This is a genomic window from Azospirillum sp. TSH58 (assembly GCF_003119115.1).
Lineage (GTDB): Bacteria > Pseudomonadota > Alphaproteobacteria > Azospirillales > Azospirillaceae > Azospirillum.
Genome location: NZ_CP022364.1, coordinates 2,148,137 through 2,163,683, shown reverse-complemented (window position 1 = coordinate 2,163,683; position 15,547 = coordinate 2,148,137). Strand labels below are relative to the sequence as shown.

Annotated in this window: 17 protein-coding genes; 8 read left to right on the top strand and 9 right to left on the bottom strand. The window is 70.3% G+C overall.

Annotation, left to right across the window (positions count from 1 at the left end; genetic code table 11):
* Window positions 1-187 precede the first annotated feature (187 nt).
* Window positions 188-511 (top strand): hypothetical protein, encoded by a 324-nt coding sequence (locus TSH58p_RS13765; protein ID WP_109070484.1) that lies wholly within the window; start codon window positions 188-190, stop codon window positions 509-511.
* A 74-nt stretch (window positions 512-585) separates the two neighbouring features.
* Here the strand turns inward: TSH58p_RS13765 and TSH58p_RS13760 are convergent, their stop codons facing one another.
* Both TSH58p_RS13760 and TSH58p_RS13755 read right to left on the bottom strand, forming a co-directional pair.
* On the bottom strand, window positions 586-1,053 hold the full coding sequence (locus TSH58p_RS13760; RefSeq protein WP_247895502.1) for a cache domain-containing protein: 468 nt from the start codon (window positions 1,051-1,053) through the stop codon (window positions 586-588).
* Between the two features lie 195 nt (window positions 1,054-1,248).
* Window positions 1,249-3,501: a primosomal protein N' gene (locus TSH58p_RS13755; RefSeq protein ID WP_109070485.1), complete on the bottom strand. Its 2,253-nt coding sequence runs from the start codon at window positions 3,499-3,501 to the stop codon at window positions 1,249-1,251.
* 88 nt (window positions 3,502-3,589) lie between these two features.
* Between TSH58p_RS13755 and fsa the strand changes: the two genes are divergently transcribed.
* Genes fsa through TSH58p_RS13740 form a run of 3 tightly spaced genes read left to right on the top strand, consistent with a single transcriptional unit; the run spans window position 3,590 to window position 5,944 of the window.
* Window positions 3,590-4,246 (top strand): fructose-6-phosphate aldolase, encoded by a 657-nt coding sequence (gene fsa, locus TSH58p_RS13750; RefSeq protein ID WP_109070486.1) that lies wholly within the window; start codon window positions 3,590-3,592, stop codon window positions 4,244-4,246.
* Window positions 4,247-4,257: 11 nt separating this feature from the next.
* Window positions 4,258-4,971 carry a DUF484 family protein gene (locus tag TSH58p_RS13745; protein WP_109070487.1) on the top strand — a complete coding sequence of 238 codons (714 nt, stop codon included), beginning with the start codon at window positions 4,258-4,260 and terminating at the stop codon, window positions 4,969-4,971.
* A gap of 13 nt (window positions 4,972-4,984) precedes the next feature.
* Window positions 4,985-5,944 carry a tyrosine recombinase XerC gene (locus TSH58p_RS13740; RefSeq protein WP_109070488.1) on the top strand — a complete coding sequence of 320 codons (960 nt, stop codon included), beginning with the start codon at window positions 4,985-4,987 and terminating at the stop codon, window positions 5,942-5,944.
* Window positions 5,945-6,059: 115 nt separating this feature from the next.
* Here TSH58p_RS13740 and lpdA read toward each other — a convergent pair whose 3' ends face one another.
* The 3 genes from lpdA to TSH58p_RS13725 all read right to left on the bottom strand — a co-directional run bounded on the left by lpdA (window position 6,060) and on the right by TSH58p_RS13725 (window position 9,277).
* A complete protein-coding gene (gene lpdA / locus TSH58p_RS13735) occupies window positions 6,060-7,460 on the bottom strand; it encodes a dihydrolipoyl dehydrogenase (RefSeq protein ID WP_109070489.1) in 1,401 nt (466 codons plus the stop codon).
* Between the two features lie 206 nt (window positions 7,461-7,666).
* Window positions 7,667-8,311: a hypothetical protein gene (locus TSH58p_RS13730; protein WP_109070490.1), complete on the bottom strand. Its 645-nt coding sequence runs from the start codon at window positions 8,309-8,311 to the stop codon at window positions 7,667-7,669.
* An 84-nt stretch (window positions 8,312-8,395) separates the two neighbouring features.
* A complete protein-coding gene (locus TSH58p_RS13725) occupies window positions 8,396-9,277 on the bottom strand; it encodes an alpha/beta fold hydrolase (RefSeq protein ID WP_109070491.1) in 882 nt (293 codons plus the stop codon).
* A 124-nt stretch (window positions 9,278-9,401) separates the two neighbouring features.
* On the opposite strand from TSH58p_RS13725, the gene TSH58p_RS13720 reads away from it, so the two are divergent.
* Complete coding sequence (locus tag TSH58p_RS13720; RefSeq protein ID WP_038526216.1) at window positions 9,402-9,560, top strand: entericidin A/B family lipoprotein; 159 nt, start codon at window positions 9,402-9,404, stop codon at window positions 9,558-9,560.
* Window positions 9,561-9,629: 69 nt separating this feature from the next.
* Here TSH58p_RS13720 and rfaE1 read toward each other — a convergent pair whose 3' ends face one another.
* Window positions 9,630-11,075: a D-glycero-beta-D-manno-heptose-7-phosphate kinase gene (gene rfaE1, locus TSH58p_RS13715; RefSeq protein WP_109070492.1), complete on the bottom strand. Its 1,446-nt coding sequence runs from the start codon at window positions 11,073-11,075 to the stop codon at window positions 9,630-9,632.
* A gap of 95 nt (window positions 11,076-11,170) precedes the next feature.
* Window positions 11,171-11,503 (bottom strand): hypothetical protein, encoded by a 333-nt coding sequence (locus TSH58p_RS13710; RefSeq protein ID WP_109070493.1) that lies wholly within the window; start codon window positions 11,501-11,503, stop codon window positions 11,171-11,173.
* Window positions 11,504-11,670: 167 nt separating this feature from the next.
* On the opposite strand from TSH58p_RS13710, the gene TSH58p_RS13705 reads away from it, so the two are divergent.
* The 3 genes from TSH58p_RS13705 to TSH58p_RS13695 all read left to right on the top strand — a co-directional run bounded on the left by TSH58p_RS13705 (window position 11,671) and on the right by TSH58p_RS13695 (window position 14,256).
* A complete protein-coding gene (locus tag TSH58p_RS13705) occupies window positions 11,671-13,143 on the top strand; it encodes a HAMP domain-containing sensor histidine kinase (protein WP_109070494.1) in 1,473 nt (490 codons plus the stop codon).
* A gap of 150 nt (window positions 13,144-13,293) precedes the next feature.
* Window positions 13,294-13,458, top strand: coding sequence for a hypothetical protein (locus TSH58p_RS13700; protein WP_158282616.1), 165 nt, complete (start codon window positions 13,294-13,296; stop codon window positions 13,456-13,458).
* A gap of 33 nt (window positions 13,459-13,491) precedes the next feature.
* Window positions 13,492-14,256, top strand: a complete 765-nt coding sequence (locus TSH58p_RS13695; protein WP_109070496.1) for a methyltransferase domain-containing protein — start codon at window positions 13,492-13,494, stop codon at window positions 14,254-14,256.
* A 9-nt stretch (window positions 14,257-14,265) separates the two neighbouring features.
* Here the strand turns inward: TSH58p_RS13695 and TSH58p_RS13690 are convergent, their stop codons facing one another.
* Together TSH58p_RS13690 and TSH58p_RS13685 are read right to left on the bottom strand one after the other, a co-directional pair.
* Entirely contained in the window at window positions 14,266-14,802 is a 537-nt protein-coding gene (locus tag TSH58p_RS13690) for a DUF4405 domain-containing protein (protein ID WP_109070497.1), read from the bottom strand.
* Window positions 14,803-14,913: 111 nt separating this feature from the next.
* On the bottom strand, window positions 14,914-15,537 hold the full coding sequence (locus tag TSH58p_RS13685; protein ID WP_109070498.1) for a ParA family protein: 624 nt from the start codon (window positions 15,535-15,537) through the stop codon (window positions 14,914-14,916).
* Window positions 15,538-15,547 lie beyond the last annotated feature (10 nt).

Genomic DNA, 15,547 nt, shown 5'->3' with positions numbered 1-15,547 from the left:
TTCACAACCGCAGCGGATCACCTCGGCGTCGGCCGGCCCCACTCTCTTCAGGGGCCGTGTTTCCGGGTCCCGTTCCGCGGCGGTCCAGGGACCAGACTGTGACCTAACGCCCTACTTAACACCCGTTTAACCATTCACGCGCACGGTCGTCCCACAGCCCGTCTGACAGGACAAACCCAGGCCAATCATGACCGTCGTCGCCTTTTCCTGCGCCCGCTTCACGCCCGCCGACCTCAACGAATTCGAGGCGGTGGCCGAGCCGAAGCTGCGCCTTGGCCATTGGGCCGGGGTCATCCGCGAAACGGGCCGGGAGCATGACCGGCTCCTCGTTCTGCTCCCCGGCGTGGACCGTCCGGTCTTCCGCTTCGAGCGCGACGGGCGCGGGCGTTACAGCCTGTCCTTCAACGACCGCTCCGGCTGGTACGGCATCGGGTCGGGAAGCAGCGCCTCCGAATGCCTGTCGATCTGGCGCCCCCGCCCACGGACCGACCGCTCCGTCTCGGTGCTCTGAGCGCCTTTTTCACCCTTCGGAAAAGTCCGAGTCGGCCGATTCCCGGCCGATCAAGCCGTCGTTCAAGCCGTCCTTCAGCGATACACGCCGACCGACAGCAGGTAGGGCTCGCCGCCCAGAACGATGCGGCGCACGATCATCGTCTTCGGCGCGATCTGGCCGGACAGCGGATCCGTCCATTTGTAGCTGACGGCGCCCGAATCCCGCTCCGCCACGATGTCCAGCGCCTCCTGGATGAAGGGCTTGCCGTCGACGTCCTTCAGGTCTCTGAGATTCGCGCCGTTCAGCGACGGCGTCCAGCCATGGGCCACCATCACGCCGTCGCGGTCGATCAGCATCGGATAGAGGTCGCGGTCGATCAGCGCGCCGTCCCGCTGGGCGAAGGCGTCCGCCGCGGCGTCCGCGCCGTGCTGGCGCAGATAGCCGCTGGTCTTGTCGAGCAGCACCTTGGCGTCCGACTCCGTCCCCCGGGTCTGGGCGGGCACGCCCGCCGCCAGCGCGATGATCGCCAGCAGGGCGAGAACCGGAAGAACCGTCAGCAAGGTAGGGAGGTGGAAACGACCGCGCAGCCTGGACATGAGATCGCTCGGCGAAAGATGACTTCCATACTCTGGTAATACCATGACCCGCCGGCCGCAACGGACCAAACGTCACAGGTGCCCTGCGGAGCGCGCAGGGACAATCGGTCGCAGCCCCCCTTTACAGGAGTCCGACGTTTCTTAGCGGGCACCGCATCTCTACAGGAAGCTGTAGGGATCCACGTCCACCTGCACGCGCACGTTGGGTGGAATTTCCACCTGCTCCAGCCATTGCGCGATCAGGGGTTGCACCTGGACGGTGCGCGGCGCCTTCAGCAGCAGACGCCGCCGATGGCGCCCGCGCAGCAGGGCGAGCGGCGCCGGGGCCGGACCCAGCACGGCGACGGTGTCGCTGCGCGGCGCGGCGCGGCCCAGCGCGATGGACAGCTTTTCCACCGCCGCCGCATCCTCCCCCGACACGATCAGGGCGGCCAGCCGTCCGAAGGGCGGCATCCCGGCCTCCAGCCGCATCTCCGCCTCCAGCTGATAGAAGCCGTCGCGGTCCCCGGCGGCCAGCGCCTGCATCACCGGATGCTCGGGCATGTAGGTCTGCAGCATCACCCGCCCCGGCCGCTCGCCGCGCCCGGCGCGCCCGGCCACCTGATGGAGGAGCTGGTAGGTCCGCTCCCCCGCCCGCAGGTCACCGCCGGCCAGCCCCAGATCGGCGTCCACCACCCCGACCAGGGTCAGCATGGGGAAATGGTGGCCCTTCGCCATGACCTGGGTGCCGATCAGGATGTCCAGCTCATGGTCGGCGATCCGGCGGACCATCTCCTGGATGGCGCGGGGGCCGAACAGCGTGTCGGACGCCATGATGGCGGCGCGGGCGTCGGGGAACAGCTCCGCCACCTCCTCGGCGATGCGCTCCACACCGGGACCGCAGGCGGCCAGCGTCCCTTCCTCGCCGCATTCCGGGCAGGTCGGGGAGAGAGGCTGGGAGAGGCCGCAATGGTGGCACTGGAGCTTGCGGGCCAGCCGGTGTTCGACCAGCCACGCCGTGCAGTTGGGGCATTGCAGCCGGTGCCCGCAGGCCCGGCACAGGGTCAGCGGGGCGTAGCCGCGGCGGTTGAGGAACAGCATCACCTGCTCCTTCTCCGCCAGCGTCTGCTCGATGGCCTTCTTCAGCGACGGGGCCAGCCAGTGGCGCGCCGGCGGCCGGTCCTTGCGCAGGTCGACCAGCTCGACGTCGGGCAGCACGGCGCCGCCGTGACGGCCCGGCAGCTCGATGCGGGCGTAGCGGTTGCTGTCGGCGTTGACCTTGGTCTCCAGCGACGGCGTGGCGGAGACCAGCACGGTGGGGATGCCGCCGAGATGCGCCCGCGCCACGGCCATGTCGCGGGCGTGGTAGATCGACCCCTCCTCCTGCTTGTAGGCGGAGTCGTGCTCCTCGTCGATGATGATGACGCCGAGGTTCTTGTAGGGCAGGAACAGGGCCGAGCGGGCGCCGACCACCACCGGCACCTCGCCGTTGGCCACGGCCCTCCAGGTGTCGCGGCGCTGCGCCCCGGTCAGTTCGGAATGCCACTCCGCCGGCGGCGCGCCGAAGCGGCGGGCGAAGCGCTCCAGCCACTGCGCCGACAGGGCGATTTCCGGAAGCAGCACCAGCGCCTGCTTGCCCGCCTTCAGGGCGGCGGCGATGGCCTCGTAATAGACCTCCGTCTTGCCGGAGCCGGTCACACCGTCGAGCAGCACGGTGGAATAGACGCCGGACTCCACGCGGGCGCGCAGGTCCGCCGCCGCCGCCTCCTGGTCGGCGGAGAGGGTCGGGCCGGGGCGGTGGCAGTCGGGCCGCCCGAGCTTGGTCGGCTGGAGCAGCACCGGCTCCAGCAGCCCGGCCTCGGCCAGCCCGCGCACCACGGTGACGCCGCAGCCGGCCTCCTCCGCCAGCTCGGCCGGGGTGCGCGGCGGGCCGTCGTCCAGCAGGGCGAGAACGCGGCGCCGCGGGTCGGTCATCTTGAAGCCGGGCGGCGGCTCGGCGTCCGGCTTGCGCAGATAGGCGAGCATCGCCTTCGCCGGCTCCAGCGCCGAGGGCACGCTGATCGCCATGCGCAGCACATGGCCCGGCGGCGTCATGGTGTAGGCGGCGACCCACTCGACGAACTTGCGTTCGACCTCCGGCATCGGCGGCACGTCGAAGCGGCGGACCACCGGCTTCAGCCGGGCGGCCTCCACCACCCCGGCGCCGTCGCCCCACACGACGCCGAGCACGCGGCGCGGCCCGAGCGGAACCTCCACATAGTCGCCGGGGTTGAGGGTCATCCCGGCGGGCACGCGGTAATCGTAGGCCTCGCGCAGCGGCAGCGGCAGCAGCACGCGGACGCGCGGGTCCGCGTCCACCGGCACCGTGCCCGGCAGAAGAGCCTGCGCTGAATCTCCGGATCTGGCCCCGGATCTGGCGGAATTTTCACGCATCGGCTAAAGTGCCCCCTGGCCGCGACGCCGGGCAGCGAATCCCGGGAAACAGGGCACGGTCTTCCTCAGCAAGTATGGATTCCAGGTCATGAAGTTCTTCGTTGACACCGCCGACATCGCCGAGATCCGCGATCTGGCCGACACCGGCCTGCTGGACGGTGTTACCACCAACCCCTCCCTCGTCGCCAAGTCCGGTCGCAGCTTCCTCGACCTCGTGGCCGAAATTTGTGATGTGGTGAGCGGCCCGGTCAGCGCCGAGGTGGCGTCCACCGACTTCGAGACCATGCTGGCGGAAGGAAAGAAGCTTGCCAAGATCGCCGACAACGTCGCGGTCAAGGTTCCGCTGACCCAGGCCGGCCTGAAGGTCTGCAAGGCGCTGTCCTCCGAAGGGACGATGGTCAACGTCACGCTGTGCTTCTCCCCGGCCCAGGCGATCCTGGCCGCCAAGGCCGGCGCCAGCTTCGTGTCGCCCTTCGTCGGCCGTCTGGACGACATCGGGCAGGACGGCATGGGCCTGATCGCCGACATCGTGGAGATTTACAGCAACTACGATTACTTCAAGACCGAGGTGCTGGTCGCGTCGATCCGCAACCCGATCCACATCGTCGACTCCGCCCGTCTGGGCGCGCATGTCGTCACCGCCCCGCCGTCGGTGCTGAAGCAGCTCTTCAACCACCCGCTGACCGACAAGGGGCTGGCCCAGTTCGTGGCCGACTGGCAGAAGACCGGCCAGTCCATCCTCTGAGGACAGCAAGCATGGGCCGGGAGCCGGGACACACCCCCCACCGGAAGGACGCGCCGACCGCCGAGGAGGTGCACGCCTACCTGCGGGACCATCCCGACTTCCTGGTCCATCACGGCGATCTGGTCCACCACCTGACCCCGCCGTCGCAGGACCGCGGGCGCGGGGTGGTGGACCTGCAGGCCTACATGGTCGAGCGGCTGCGCGGCGAGGTCCGCCTGCTGAAGGACCAGCAGCGCGAGCTGATCGGCACCTCGCGCGCCAACATGAACAGCCAGAACCGCATCCACGCGGCCGTGCTGTTTCTCCTCGACGCCCAGAGCTTCGAGCAGCTCATCCAGACCATCACCACCGATCTGGCGGTGCTGCTCGACCTGGACGTCGCCTGCCTGATCGTCGAATCGAACGGCCACGACACCCCGCATGTCCAGACCTCCGGCGTGCGGGTGGTCGAGCCGGGGACCGTCGACCGCTGGCTGGGCAAGGCCGACGTGGCGCTGAACGCCGACATCCAGGGCGACCCGGAGCTGTACGGCCCCGGCGCCGGGCTGGTGCGGTCGGAGTTGCTGATCCGCCTCCAGGTGTCCAGCGAGACGCCGGAGGGCATGCTGGCCTTCGGCAGCCGCGAGCCGGACAGCTTCCACAACGGCCAGGGCACCGAGCTGGTCGGCTTCCTCGCCCGCGTGGTCGAGCGGGTGATCCGCGGCTGGCTCGAACTGCCGGCCTGAGCCACATGAGCGCATGACCGGAAAACAGAACCCCGTCCTCGGCTTCGCCGCACAGCCGGACGTGCAGGACACGCTGGTGCACTGGCGCCGCTGGATGGAGAGCGAGCGCAACGTCTCGCCCCACACGCTGACCGCCTACATCGGCGACGTCGCGACCTTCCTGGAGTTCATCACCGGCTATCAGGCGAAGCCGCCGTCGATGAACGACCTCGCCGCGCTGACCGTCACGGATTTCCGCTCCTGGCTGTCCCATCTCGCCATGAAGGGAATCGGCTCCAACAGCCGGTCGCGCGCCCTGTCATCGGTGCGCAACCTGTTCCGCTGGATGGACCGCGACGGCCGCCTGCACAACCCGGCGATCAACACCTTCTCCGGCCCGCGCATCAAGCGCCCGGCGCCGAAGCCGCTGACCGTGCTGGACGCCGACCGCCTGCTGGAAGAGTCGGAGAAGGAGCCGGACGAGCCATGGGTCGGCAAGCGCGACCGGGCGCTGTTCACCCTGCTCTACGGCTGCGGCCTGCGCATCTCGGAGGCGCTGAACCTGACGCGCCGCGAGGCGCCGCTGGGTGAGACGCTGCGGGTCACCGGCAAGGGCAACAAGGAACGGATCGTCCCGGTGCTGCCGGCGGTGACGGAGGCGGTGCGGGCCTACATGGACGCCTGCCCCTACCGTCAGGGGCCGGACGCGCCGCTGTTCGTCGGGGTGCGCGGCGGGCAGCTCGCCCCGGCCATCGCGCAGCGGCGGATGCGCGACCTGCGCCGCTTGATGGGGCTTCCGGAGACCGCGACGCCGCACGCGCTGCGGCACAGCTTCGCCACGCATCTGCTGGCGGACGGCGGCGATCTGCGGGCGATCCAGGATCTGCTGGGCCACGCCTCGCTGTCGACGACGCAGCGCTACACCGACGTGGAGAGCGAGCAACTGATGCAGGTGTACCGCTCGGCCCACCCGCGGGCGAAGAAGACGCCGTAGCGTCGGAGGGTGGGAGGCGTATTGCCCCCTCCCCGACCCTCCCCCGCTTCGCGGGGGAGGGAGAAAAAAAGTGACTCCCCCGCTTCGCAGGGGAGGGAGAGGAGAGAAACGCGCCTTAGATGTGCAGGGCGCGGCCGTCCACGGCGAGGGCGGCTTCCTTGGTCACTTCCGACAGGGTCGGGTGGGCGTGGCAGGTGCGGGCGATGTCCTCGGCGGACGCGCTGAACTCCATCGCCACGGCCAGTTCGCCGACCATCTCCGACACGTTCGGGCCGACCATGTGGACGCCCAGCACCTTGTCGGTGCGCGCGTCGGCCAGGATCTTCACGAAGCCGTCGGTCGTGCCGCTGGCGCGGGCGCGGCCGTTGGCGGTGAAGGGGAACTTGCCCGCCTTGTAGGCGACGCCGGCGGCCTTCAACTCCTCCTCGGTCTTGCCGACCGCGGCCACTTCCGGCCAGGTGTAGACGACGCCGGGGACGAGGTCGTGGTTGACGTGGCCCGCCTGGCCGGCCAGCAGTTCGGCCAGCGCGACGCCCTCCTCCTCGGCCTTGTGGGCCAGCATCGGGCCTTCGACCACGTCGCCGATGGCGTAGATGCCCGGCACGTTGGTCTCGAAATGCTTGCCGATCTTCACGCGGCCGCGGTTGTCCGTCTCGACGCCGACGGCGTCGAGGCCCAGCCCGTTGGTGAAGGCGCGGCGGCCGATGGCGACCAGCACCACGTCGGCCTCGACCTCCTCGGCGGTGCCGCCGGCGGCGGGCTCGACCGACAGGGTGACGCCGGTGTTGGTGACCTTGGCGCCGGTGACCTTGGAGCCGAGCTTGAAGGTCATGCCCTGCTTGCCGAGGATGCGCTGCATCTGCTTGGACACCTCGCCGTCCATGGTCGGCAGGATGCGGTCCAGGAACTCGACCACGGTGACCTGCGCGCCGAGGCGGCCCCAGACCGAGCCCAGCTCAAGGCCGATCACGCCGCCACCGATGACGACGAGGCGCTTCGGCACCTCCGGCAGCTCCAGGGCGCCGGTGGAGGAGACGATCTTCTGCTCGTCGATCTCGATGCCCGGCAGCGGCGTGACTTCCGAGCCGGTGGCGATGACGATGGCCTTCGACGCCGTGATGGTGCCGACGCCCTCGACCTCGACGGTGTTCGGGGCGGTGATGCGGCCGGCACCCTTCAGCCAGGCGATCTTGTTCTTCTTGAACAGGAACTCGATGCCGCCGGTGTTCTCTTTGACGACCTTGTCCTTGTGGGACAGCATGCCCGGCAGGTCCAGCTCGACGCCGCCGACCTTGATGCCGAACTTGGCGAGGCCGTGCTTGGCCTCCTCGTACTTCTCCGACGCGGCGAGCAGCGCCTTGGAGGGGATGCAGCCCACGTTCAGGCAGGTGCCGCCCAGCGCGCTGCGCTTCTCGACGCAGGCGACCTTGAAACCGAGCTGCGCCGCACGGATCGCGCAGACATACCCGCCGGGACCGCCGCCGACCACGACGACGTCGAAAGTGCTTTCAGCCATTGGGGCTTTCCTTCCGCCATTTTTGTGTTTGCCAAAAGCCGTCCCGTCCAGCGGGGAGGGCCGCGCGCCGATTTATGCCGCCGCTCACGCCAACTGGCAACGGGACAGTTCGTCCGGGGGGAGGGATGCCGGGTTGAAAGACGGGCATGGGAACAGCCGGAACCCATGCCGAAACGGTGGGAACCGGGGCTTCCGCCCCGGCCGCATCACACCGAAACGGCGACGAGGAACAGGCGCGGCGCGCCGCCCTGGGCGACGTTCGCCAGGGTGGTGACCTGATTGTTCGCCACATCGTACACATAGGCGGTGCGCCCGCCCGCCCAGTACCAGCCGAGATTCGGGTTGGGTCCCGCCACGTCCGCGGCCTGGAAGGTGCCGAAGGTCGCCAGGAGCGAGACGTAGTTCAGGCCGGCGTTGCCGCCGCGCAGGGTCTGCTGCTTCACGACGTCGGCGTTGAAGCGGTTCCAGGCGTCCTGGATGGGCGTGGCGTGGGCGGGCAGGATGCACTTCAGTTCGATGTAGACGTCGTCGGCCACCCCGGTGTTGCGGCGCAGATAGAAGTCGGCGCGGGCGGCGGCGTTGGCGTTGTTGGAGACTCCCCAGGCCGGGCCGCCGACCGTCGTGTAGGTCAGGTAGGGATTCGCGACGTTGGTGGATGGATAGGCCCATTCCCGGTCGCAGGTCCAGTTGCCCGCAACGTTCAAGAAACCGTGTGCGATCTCGGCCTGGAGCCAGCCCTCCCAGCCGCCGCGGATGTTGGCGTTCTGGGCCAGCACCGTGGCCCGCGGGCCATTGATGGTGCCGTTGGCGACGCAGCCCTGGATGGTGGTCAAAAACTGCTGGCAGCGCATAGCGGTGTCTCCTTCCTCGATGCCGGGCCGGACGAAGGTCCGGGCCCCGGCAAAGGGACGGTTCCGCGATGCGCGGCGTGAGGATCAGCCGGAGAAGAACTCCAGCAGCGCCCGCGCCGTCTCCTCCGGCGCCTCCTCGGGGATGAAGTGGCCGGCGGGCATCACATGGCCCTCGATGGCCGGGGCGTAGCCGCGCCAGATGCCCAGCGGGTCGTCGTAGAGGCGACCGACCGCGCTGTTGCGGCCCCACAGGAACAGGGCGGGTCCGTCGACCTTGCGGCCCGCCGCCCGGTCCTCGCGGTCGTGCTCCAGGTCGATGCTGGCCGCGGCGCGGTAGTCCTCGCACATGGCGTGGACGGTGGCGGGGTCGCGGAAGGCGGCGCGGTAGGCCTCCATCGCCTCCGGCTCGAAGATGTCGGCGCTGCTGCCGATGGAGCCGAGCACCTGCCCCAGATAGAAGTCGGGGTCCGACCCGATCAGCCGTTCCGCCAGATTGTTGGGCTGGATCAGGAAGAACCAGTGGTAGTAGGCGGTCGCCATGCGCTGGTCGATGCGGGCGAAGACCTCCAGCGTCGGCACCACGTCGAGGAAGGCCACCCGCTCCACCCGGCCGGGATGGTCGAGGACCAGCCGGTGGGCCACCCGCGCGCCGCGGTCGTGCCCGGCCAGCCGGAAGCGGTCGAAGCCCAGCGCCGCCATCACCGCCACCTGATCGCGCGCGTTGGTGCGTTTGCAGTAGGTCTCGTGCGCGGAATCGCCCGGCGGCTTCGACGATTGACCGTACCCCCGCAGGTCGGTCAGCACCACGGTGAAGCGCTCGGCCAGCCGCGGCGCGACCCGGTTCCACAGGGCGTGGCACTGCGGAAAGCCATGAAGCAGAAGGAGCGGCGGCCCCTCGCCCCCGACCAGCGTGTGGATCTCGGCGCCGTCGGTGGCGATGCGGTGGCGGGTGAACCCTTCGAACATGCGCGCCCTCCCCTATCCGTTTGAGTGTGGAGAACTGTCCTTCCGCATCGCGGGTCTTCGGAAACCTTGAGGGGGTTTCTCGCGTTTTTCAGCCGATTGTTTTCGACCTCAAGAGGAAAATGCCATGCGTAGCCTGAAGAAGCTCGTCCTTTTCGCCGCCCTGGGTGCCGCCCTGACCACCAGCCTCGCCGCCTGCAACACCGTCGAAGGCATGGGCCAGGACGTGCAGGCGGGCGGCCGCGCAGTGGAGCGCTCGTCGGACAGCGTCCAGAAGAAGATGTGATCGCGCGGCGCGGACGCCCCGGAGCTTCGGCTCCGGGGTTTCAACGCCCCGATTTCCGTATGCCAGGGCTCAGCGCTGCATGCGCTTGATGGTGTTGGTCGTGCTCTGGCCGTCCACGAGGTCGGCCAGCACGACCTTGCCGCCGTAGCTCTGCACGAACCCGGCGCCGACCACCGTGGCGACGGTGTAATCCGCCCCCTTCACCAGCACGTCGGGCCGCAGGGCGCGGATCAGCTCCTCCGGCGTGTCCTCGCCGAAGATCACCACCAGATCGACGCAGGCCAGCGAGGCAAGCACCGTCGCCCGCGCCGTCTCGGTCTGCACCGGGCGCGTCTCGCCCTTCAGCCGTTTCACCGAGGCGTCGCTGTTCAGCCCCACCACCAGCACGTCGCAGGCCGCCTTGGCCTGGTTCAGCAGCGAAATGTGGCCGGGGTGCAGCAGGTCGAAGCAGCCGTTGGTGAAGCCCACCCGCTTGCCGCGGGCGCGCCAGCGCGCCGCCCGCTCCACGGCCTGCTCCAGCGTGTCGACCTTCTCCTCGCCGCTGCGCCACTCCTGCTCGTGCAGGGCGGACAGCAGTTCCGGCGCGCGGACGACCGCGGTGCCGACCTTGCCCACCACGATCCCGGCGGCCAGATTGGCCAGCCGTGCCGCGTCGGTCAGCTCCACCCCCACCGACAGGGCCGAGGTCAGCGTCGCCACCACCGTGTCGCCGGCGCCCGACACGTCGAAGACCTCGCGCGCGTTGGCCGGCAGATGGGTGGCGCCGTCGCGCGTCACCACGGACATGCCGCGCTCGCTGCGCGTGGCGACCACCGCGTCGATGCCGCAGGTCTCCAGCAGGAAGCGGCAGGCGGCCTCGACCTCGGCGTCGCTGTCGGCGGGCATGCCGGTGGCCTGGATCAGCTCCTTGCGGTTGGGCGTGATCACGCTGGCCCCGCGGTAGCGCCCGAAATCATCGCCCTTGGGATCGACCACCACCGGCAACCCGGCCTCCCGCGCCGCCTGGATGAGCTGCGCGACCAGCCCGTCGGTCAGCACGCCTTTGCCGTAGTCGGACAGGATCACCGCGCCCACCGTCAGCATGCCGGTGCGGGCGGCGACCATCACCTCCTCCTCCGACCCGATGGCGGCGATGGTCTCGGCGTCGGCGCGCAGAAGCTGCTGGCGCCCGCCGATGAAGCGCGTCTTGACCGTGGTCTGGCGCCCCGGCTCGGCAACCAGACCGCCGCCGTCGCCCGTCTCCCTGGCCACGAGGCGGACCAGCTCCAGCCCCGCCGCGTCCTCGCCCACCACCGACACGAAGCGGCAGCCGGCGCCCAGCGCCATGACGTTGGCGGCCACGTTGCCGGCGCCGCCGAGCATTGCCGTCTCGCGCTCGATCCGCAGCACGGGGATCGGCGCTTCGGGGGATACGCGGTCGACCGACCCGTAGATGAATCGGTCGAGCATGACGTCGCCGACGCACAGCACGCTGGCGCGGGACAGGGAGTCGATGTGACGGGCAAGGTCGCTCATGCCGGTTCTACTACCAATCTTGGGAGTGGCGCGCCAGAGGAGAGCGCGGCCCCGGACGGAGCGCGGCGGTCATTCGAAGGCGTCATTCGAAGGCGTCATTCGAAGGCTGGGACCTCGTGGCGCAGGTCGCCGGTGCCCTTGGCGAAGGTCAGGGTCAACTGCCCCTGCAACTCCCGCTCCGCCGCCTCGCCCGTCTCCGGCACGGAAGGCGGCAGCGGCGGGCTGACCAGGATGCCGGCGGCGGACAGCGCGTCGCCGAGCGCCGTCGTGCGGTTGGCGGGGACGCAGAAGGCGATGACCGCCATCACGTCGGAAAACAGCGTGTGGTCGACGATCCAGCCGCCGTTGCCGGTGATTCCGTCCGCCGCCGCCATCAGCGCGGCGGTCCGGTCGGTCTGCAGGACCGCTTCGAATCTCAGGATGGACATGGCCTGCCCTCCTTTTCGGGCTGCTCGGAGGGTCCAGTATGGACCGGCGGTTCCACGCCCTCAACCGGACAAAACCCCGCAGCCGTCCCGCGTTGGCTAGGCAGCCGCCCCCGCCTGACCTATCTTCCGGCATCCCTTGCCCCCGGAATCCGGACCGGACATCGCCCATGCCCCTGCCGCCCGTCACGAGAAGCCTGTCGGCCAAGCTGCTGGTGCTGACCGTGCTGTTCGTCCTGCTGGCGGAGGTGCTGATCTACACGCCGTCCATCGCGCGCTACCGCCTGACCTATCTGGAGGAGCGGCTGGCCGCCGCCCATCTCGCCGCCCTGTCGGTGGAGGCGACGCCGGACATGATGGTGGCGATGGAGCTTCAGAACGAATTGCTGGCCCATGTCGGCGCCCACGCGGTGGAGCTGATCCGGCCGGACAGCCGGGTCTACATGCTGTCCCGCTCCATGCCGCCGACGGTGGACGCCGTCTTCGACCTGCGCGCCACCATGGCGCCCCGGCTGGCCGCCGACGCCTTCATGGCGCTGGCCCAGAGCCGCGACCGGGTGATCCGGGTGATCGGGCCGTCGCCCAAGGACCCCGCCTTCCAGGTCGAGATGGTGATCGACGAGCGGCCGATGATCCGGGCGATGGTCGATTTCTCGGGCCGAATCCTGGCGCTGTCTGTGGCGATCTCGCTGATCGCGGCGGTGCTGGTCTTCGTCTCGCTGACCCGGCTGCTGGTGCGGCCGATGCGCCGCCTGACCGAGGGGCTGGTCGCCATCCGCCGCGACCCCGACGGCACGCCGCCCTTCCAGCCCAGCGCCCGCACCGACGAGATCGGCGTGGCCGAGCGCGAGCTGGCCGACATGCAGGCCACCATCCGCAGCGCCCTGCGCCAGCGCGAGCGGCTGGCCGCGCTGGGCACCGCGGTCGCCAAGATCAACCACGACCTGCGCGCCATCCTGTCCACCGCCGCCCTGCTGTCGGAGCGGCTGGCCGAGAGCGCCGATCCGGAGGTGCGGCGGGTCACGCCGCGGCTGATGGCCTCGATCGACCGGGCGGTTGAGCTGTGCGGCCAGACCATGACCTACACCCGCGACGGCCTGCTGCCCCTGGCGCGGGCCGAGGTGCCGCTGCGCCCGCTGGTCGAGGAGGCCGGGGCCGCGGCGCTGGCCGTCCTGCGCCCGGACGCCCTTCGCCCGGACGGGGAGCGGGCGGAGCTGCGCTGGGACAACCGCGTGCCGGAGGGGCTGACCGTCCGCGCCGACGCCGCCCAGCTTTCCCGCGCGCTGGTCAATCTGGGACGCAACGCGGCGCAGGCGGGGGCCGGAGCGGTGACGGTGACGGCGCGGGAGCGGGCGGACGGTGGGCTGGTCCTGCTGGTGGCCGACGACGGGCCGGGCCTGCCGCCGCGGGCGCGGGAGAACCTGTTCCAGCCCTTCGCCGGCTCCGCGCGGGCGGGCGGCATCGGGCTGGGCCTCGCCATCGCGCGGGAGGTGCTGCGCGCCCATGGCGGCGACCTGCGGCTGGCGGAGAGCACCGCGGCGGGCACCGTCTTCGCGCTGGAGCTTCCCCCGGAGGCCATGGCCGGGGCGGGCATGGCCCGGTTGGGCGAATTGCCCACATCGGATTCGCCCATCCCGGATTGATTTCCGGCGCCCGCTCCACCAGAATTCGCGGCACGGTCAACCCGTCGGCATCCCGCCGGGCGGACACTCCGCGCGGGACCGGCAGCGAAGGAAGGGAACGGGACTTTGGAAGGCACGGGCAAGTGGATCACCGGGGGTGTCCTGGGCTTCATGGCGTTCATCGGCCTGCTGGCGGCGTCGCGCGCGGCGGATTCGGCGTTCTATTACGGCGGCTGGCTGCTGGCCATCGGCTGCATCGGGACCATCTTCATGATGGTGACGAAGCACTACAACCGCATGGACGAGCAGATCGCCCGCCAGCGCGAGCAGGAATAACCGCGACCTTCCTTCAACCGGTGGAGGCCGGGCATGCCGTGGGACCCCGAGCAGTACGCGCGGTTCGAGTCCTGGCGCCGCCGCCCGGCCCACGACCTCGTGGCGGTGCTCCCCTCCCTGACCCCGCGGACGGTGGTCGACCTCGGCTGCGGGGCCGGGCAGCTCGCCCGTCTGCTGGCCGGGCGCTGGCCGGAGGCCGAGGTGCTTGGGGTCGACAATTCCCCCGCCATGCTGGAACGGGCGCGGGCGACGCCGTCCCGCGTGCGCTGGCTCCAGGCCGACCTGCGCGTCTGGCGCCCTGACCGGCCGGTCGATCTGCTGATCTCCAACGCCGCCCTGCAATGGCTGGACGGGCATGAGCGGCTGTTTCCGGACCTGCTGCGGGCGCTGGCCCCCGGCGGGGTGCTGGCCGTGCAGATGCCCCGCAACTTCGAAGCCCCCTCGCACCGCCTGCTCTACGAGACGGCGGCGGACGGCCCCTGGGCCGACCGGCTGAGGCCGGTCCTGCGCACCGCCCCGGTGCACGCGCCCGAGGTCTATTACGGCTGGCTCGCCCCGCTCGCCCGTCGCCTGGACCTCTGGGAGACGGAGTATCTCCAGGTTCTGGAGGGTGACGACCCTGTGCTGCACTGGACGCGCGGCACGACGCTGCTGCCCGTCCTGGACACGCTGAAGGGCGCGAAGCTGGACGCCTTCCTGGCGGCCTACCGCGCCCGGCTGGACGCCGCCTATCCCCGGCGCCCCGACGGCAGCACGCTGTTTCCCTTCAAGCGGCTGTTCCTCGTGGCGCGGGTCTGAAGCGAAACCTTACGAGGCCGGCCCGTTTGAAGCCGGCTTGGGCGGTTTCGCGGCGGTGAGGATGTTCGCGACGCCCACCGCGTTCATCCCGGCACGGGTTCCGATGGCCGCCAGCGACTCGCCGGGCTGCGCCTCGATGTTGGCGGCCTTGAGCGCCTGGATGGCCTTGTCGGCGTCCAAGCCGAAAACCGGCGCCACCGTCGCCAGCGGGGCGTTCGTCACCGCCCGCATCATCGCGCCGGGCCCGCCGGTGGAGGCCGGGGTCCCGGTCATCGCCGTGAAGACCAGCGAGCCGGCGACGCTGACCACGAAGGCCGACAGGGCCACGTTGCGCTTGAAATACTGGAGGAAGGCCGTCCAGTTGCGCGCCAGATGCCACAGGCCGATGGCGGAAAAGCCGACGCTGAGCCATTCGTGGGAGAAGCGCACCAGATTGCCGTTCCAGTGCAGCAGCAGCATGATCCCGGTGACGGTGGAGACGACGAACAGGACGATGGTCACCGGCGTGACGATCTGCCGGGTGATGGTGGAGGTGAGGGACGGCATGGGGGACGGCTCGCGGTTGAACGGAATGCGGCCAAAATGGGGCCGGATTGTAACCGCTTGATGTCCCGCGCCGCCGCGGAACGTAACAGAGTGTAACGGCGCCTTCCCGGCTCACGCCTTCTCGATGTAGGCGAGCAACGGTTCCCAGTCGGCGCGGTGCTCGGCGGCGCGCTTGCCGGTCAGGTCGAACAGGCTGAGGCCGGAGGCCGCGGCGTCGGCGTAGATCTGGCTGTCGCGCAGGCGCGTCACCACGCTGTGCCCGACCCCGCCGAGGAACTGGTCCAGCCGGTCCGCCGCCTTGGTGCGGGCGCGCAGGCGGTTGCCGACCACCGCCACCGACTTGCGGTTCCTGGCGATCGACTTCAGCTCCTCCAGCTTGCCGAGGAAGCGCTGCGTCGCCTGCTCGTCGAAGGCGCTGGGCAGCACCGGCAGCACGACGACGTCGGCCATCCGCACCAGATCCTCGATCTGCTTGGTCTTCAGCGCGGCGGGCGCGTCGATGACGAGGCGCTGGATGCCCTTCGGCGCGTCGGACAGGTCCTTCGCCCAGTCCAGACCCACCAGGGCGGCGGCCGTGGCGGGGCGGCGGGCCAGCCAGCCGAGCGAGGAGCGCTGGCGGTCCACGTCGGCCAGCGCCGTGCTGTGGCCCGCGACGGCGCAGGCGGCGGCGAGGTGGGTGGCGATCGTGGTCTTGCCGCAACCGCCCTTGATGTTGGCGACGAGGATGGTCCGCATGGGCGGGAAG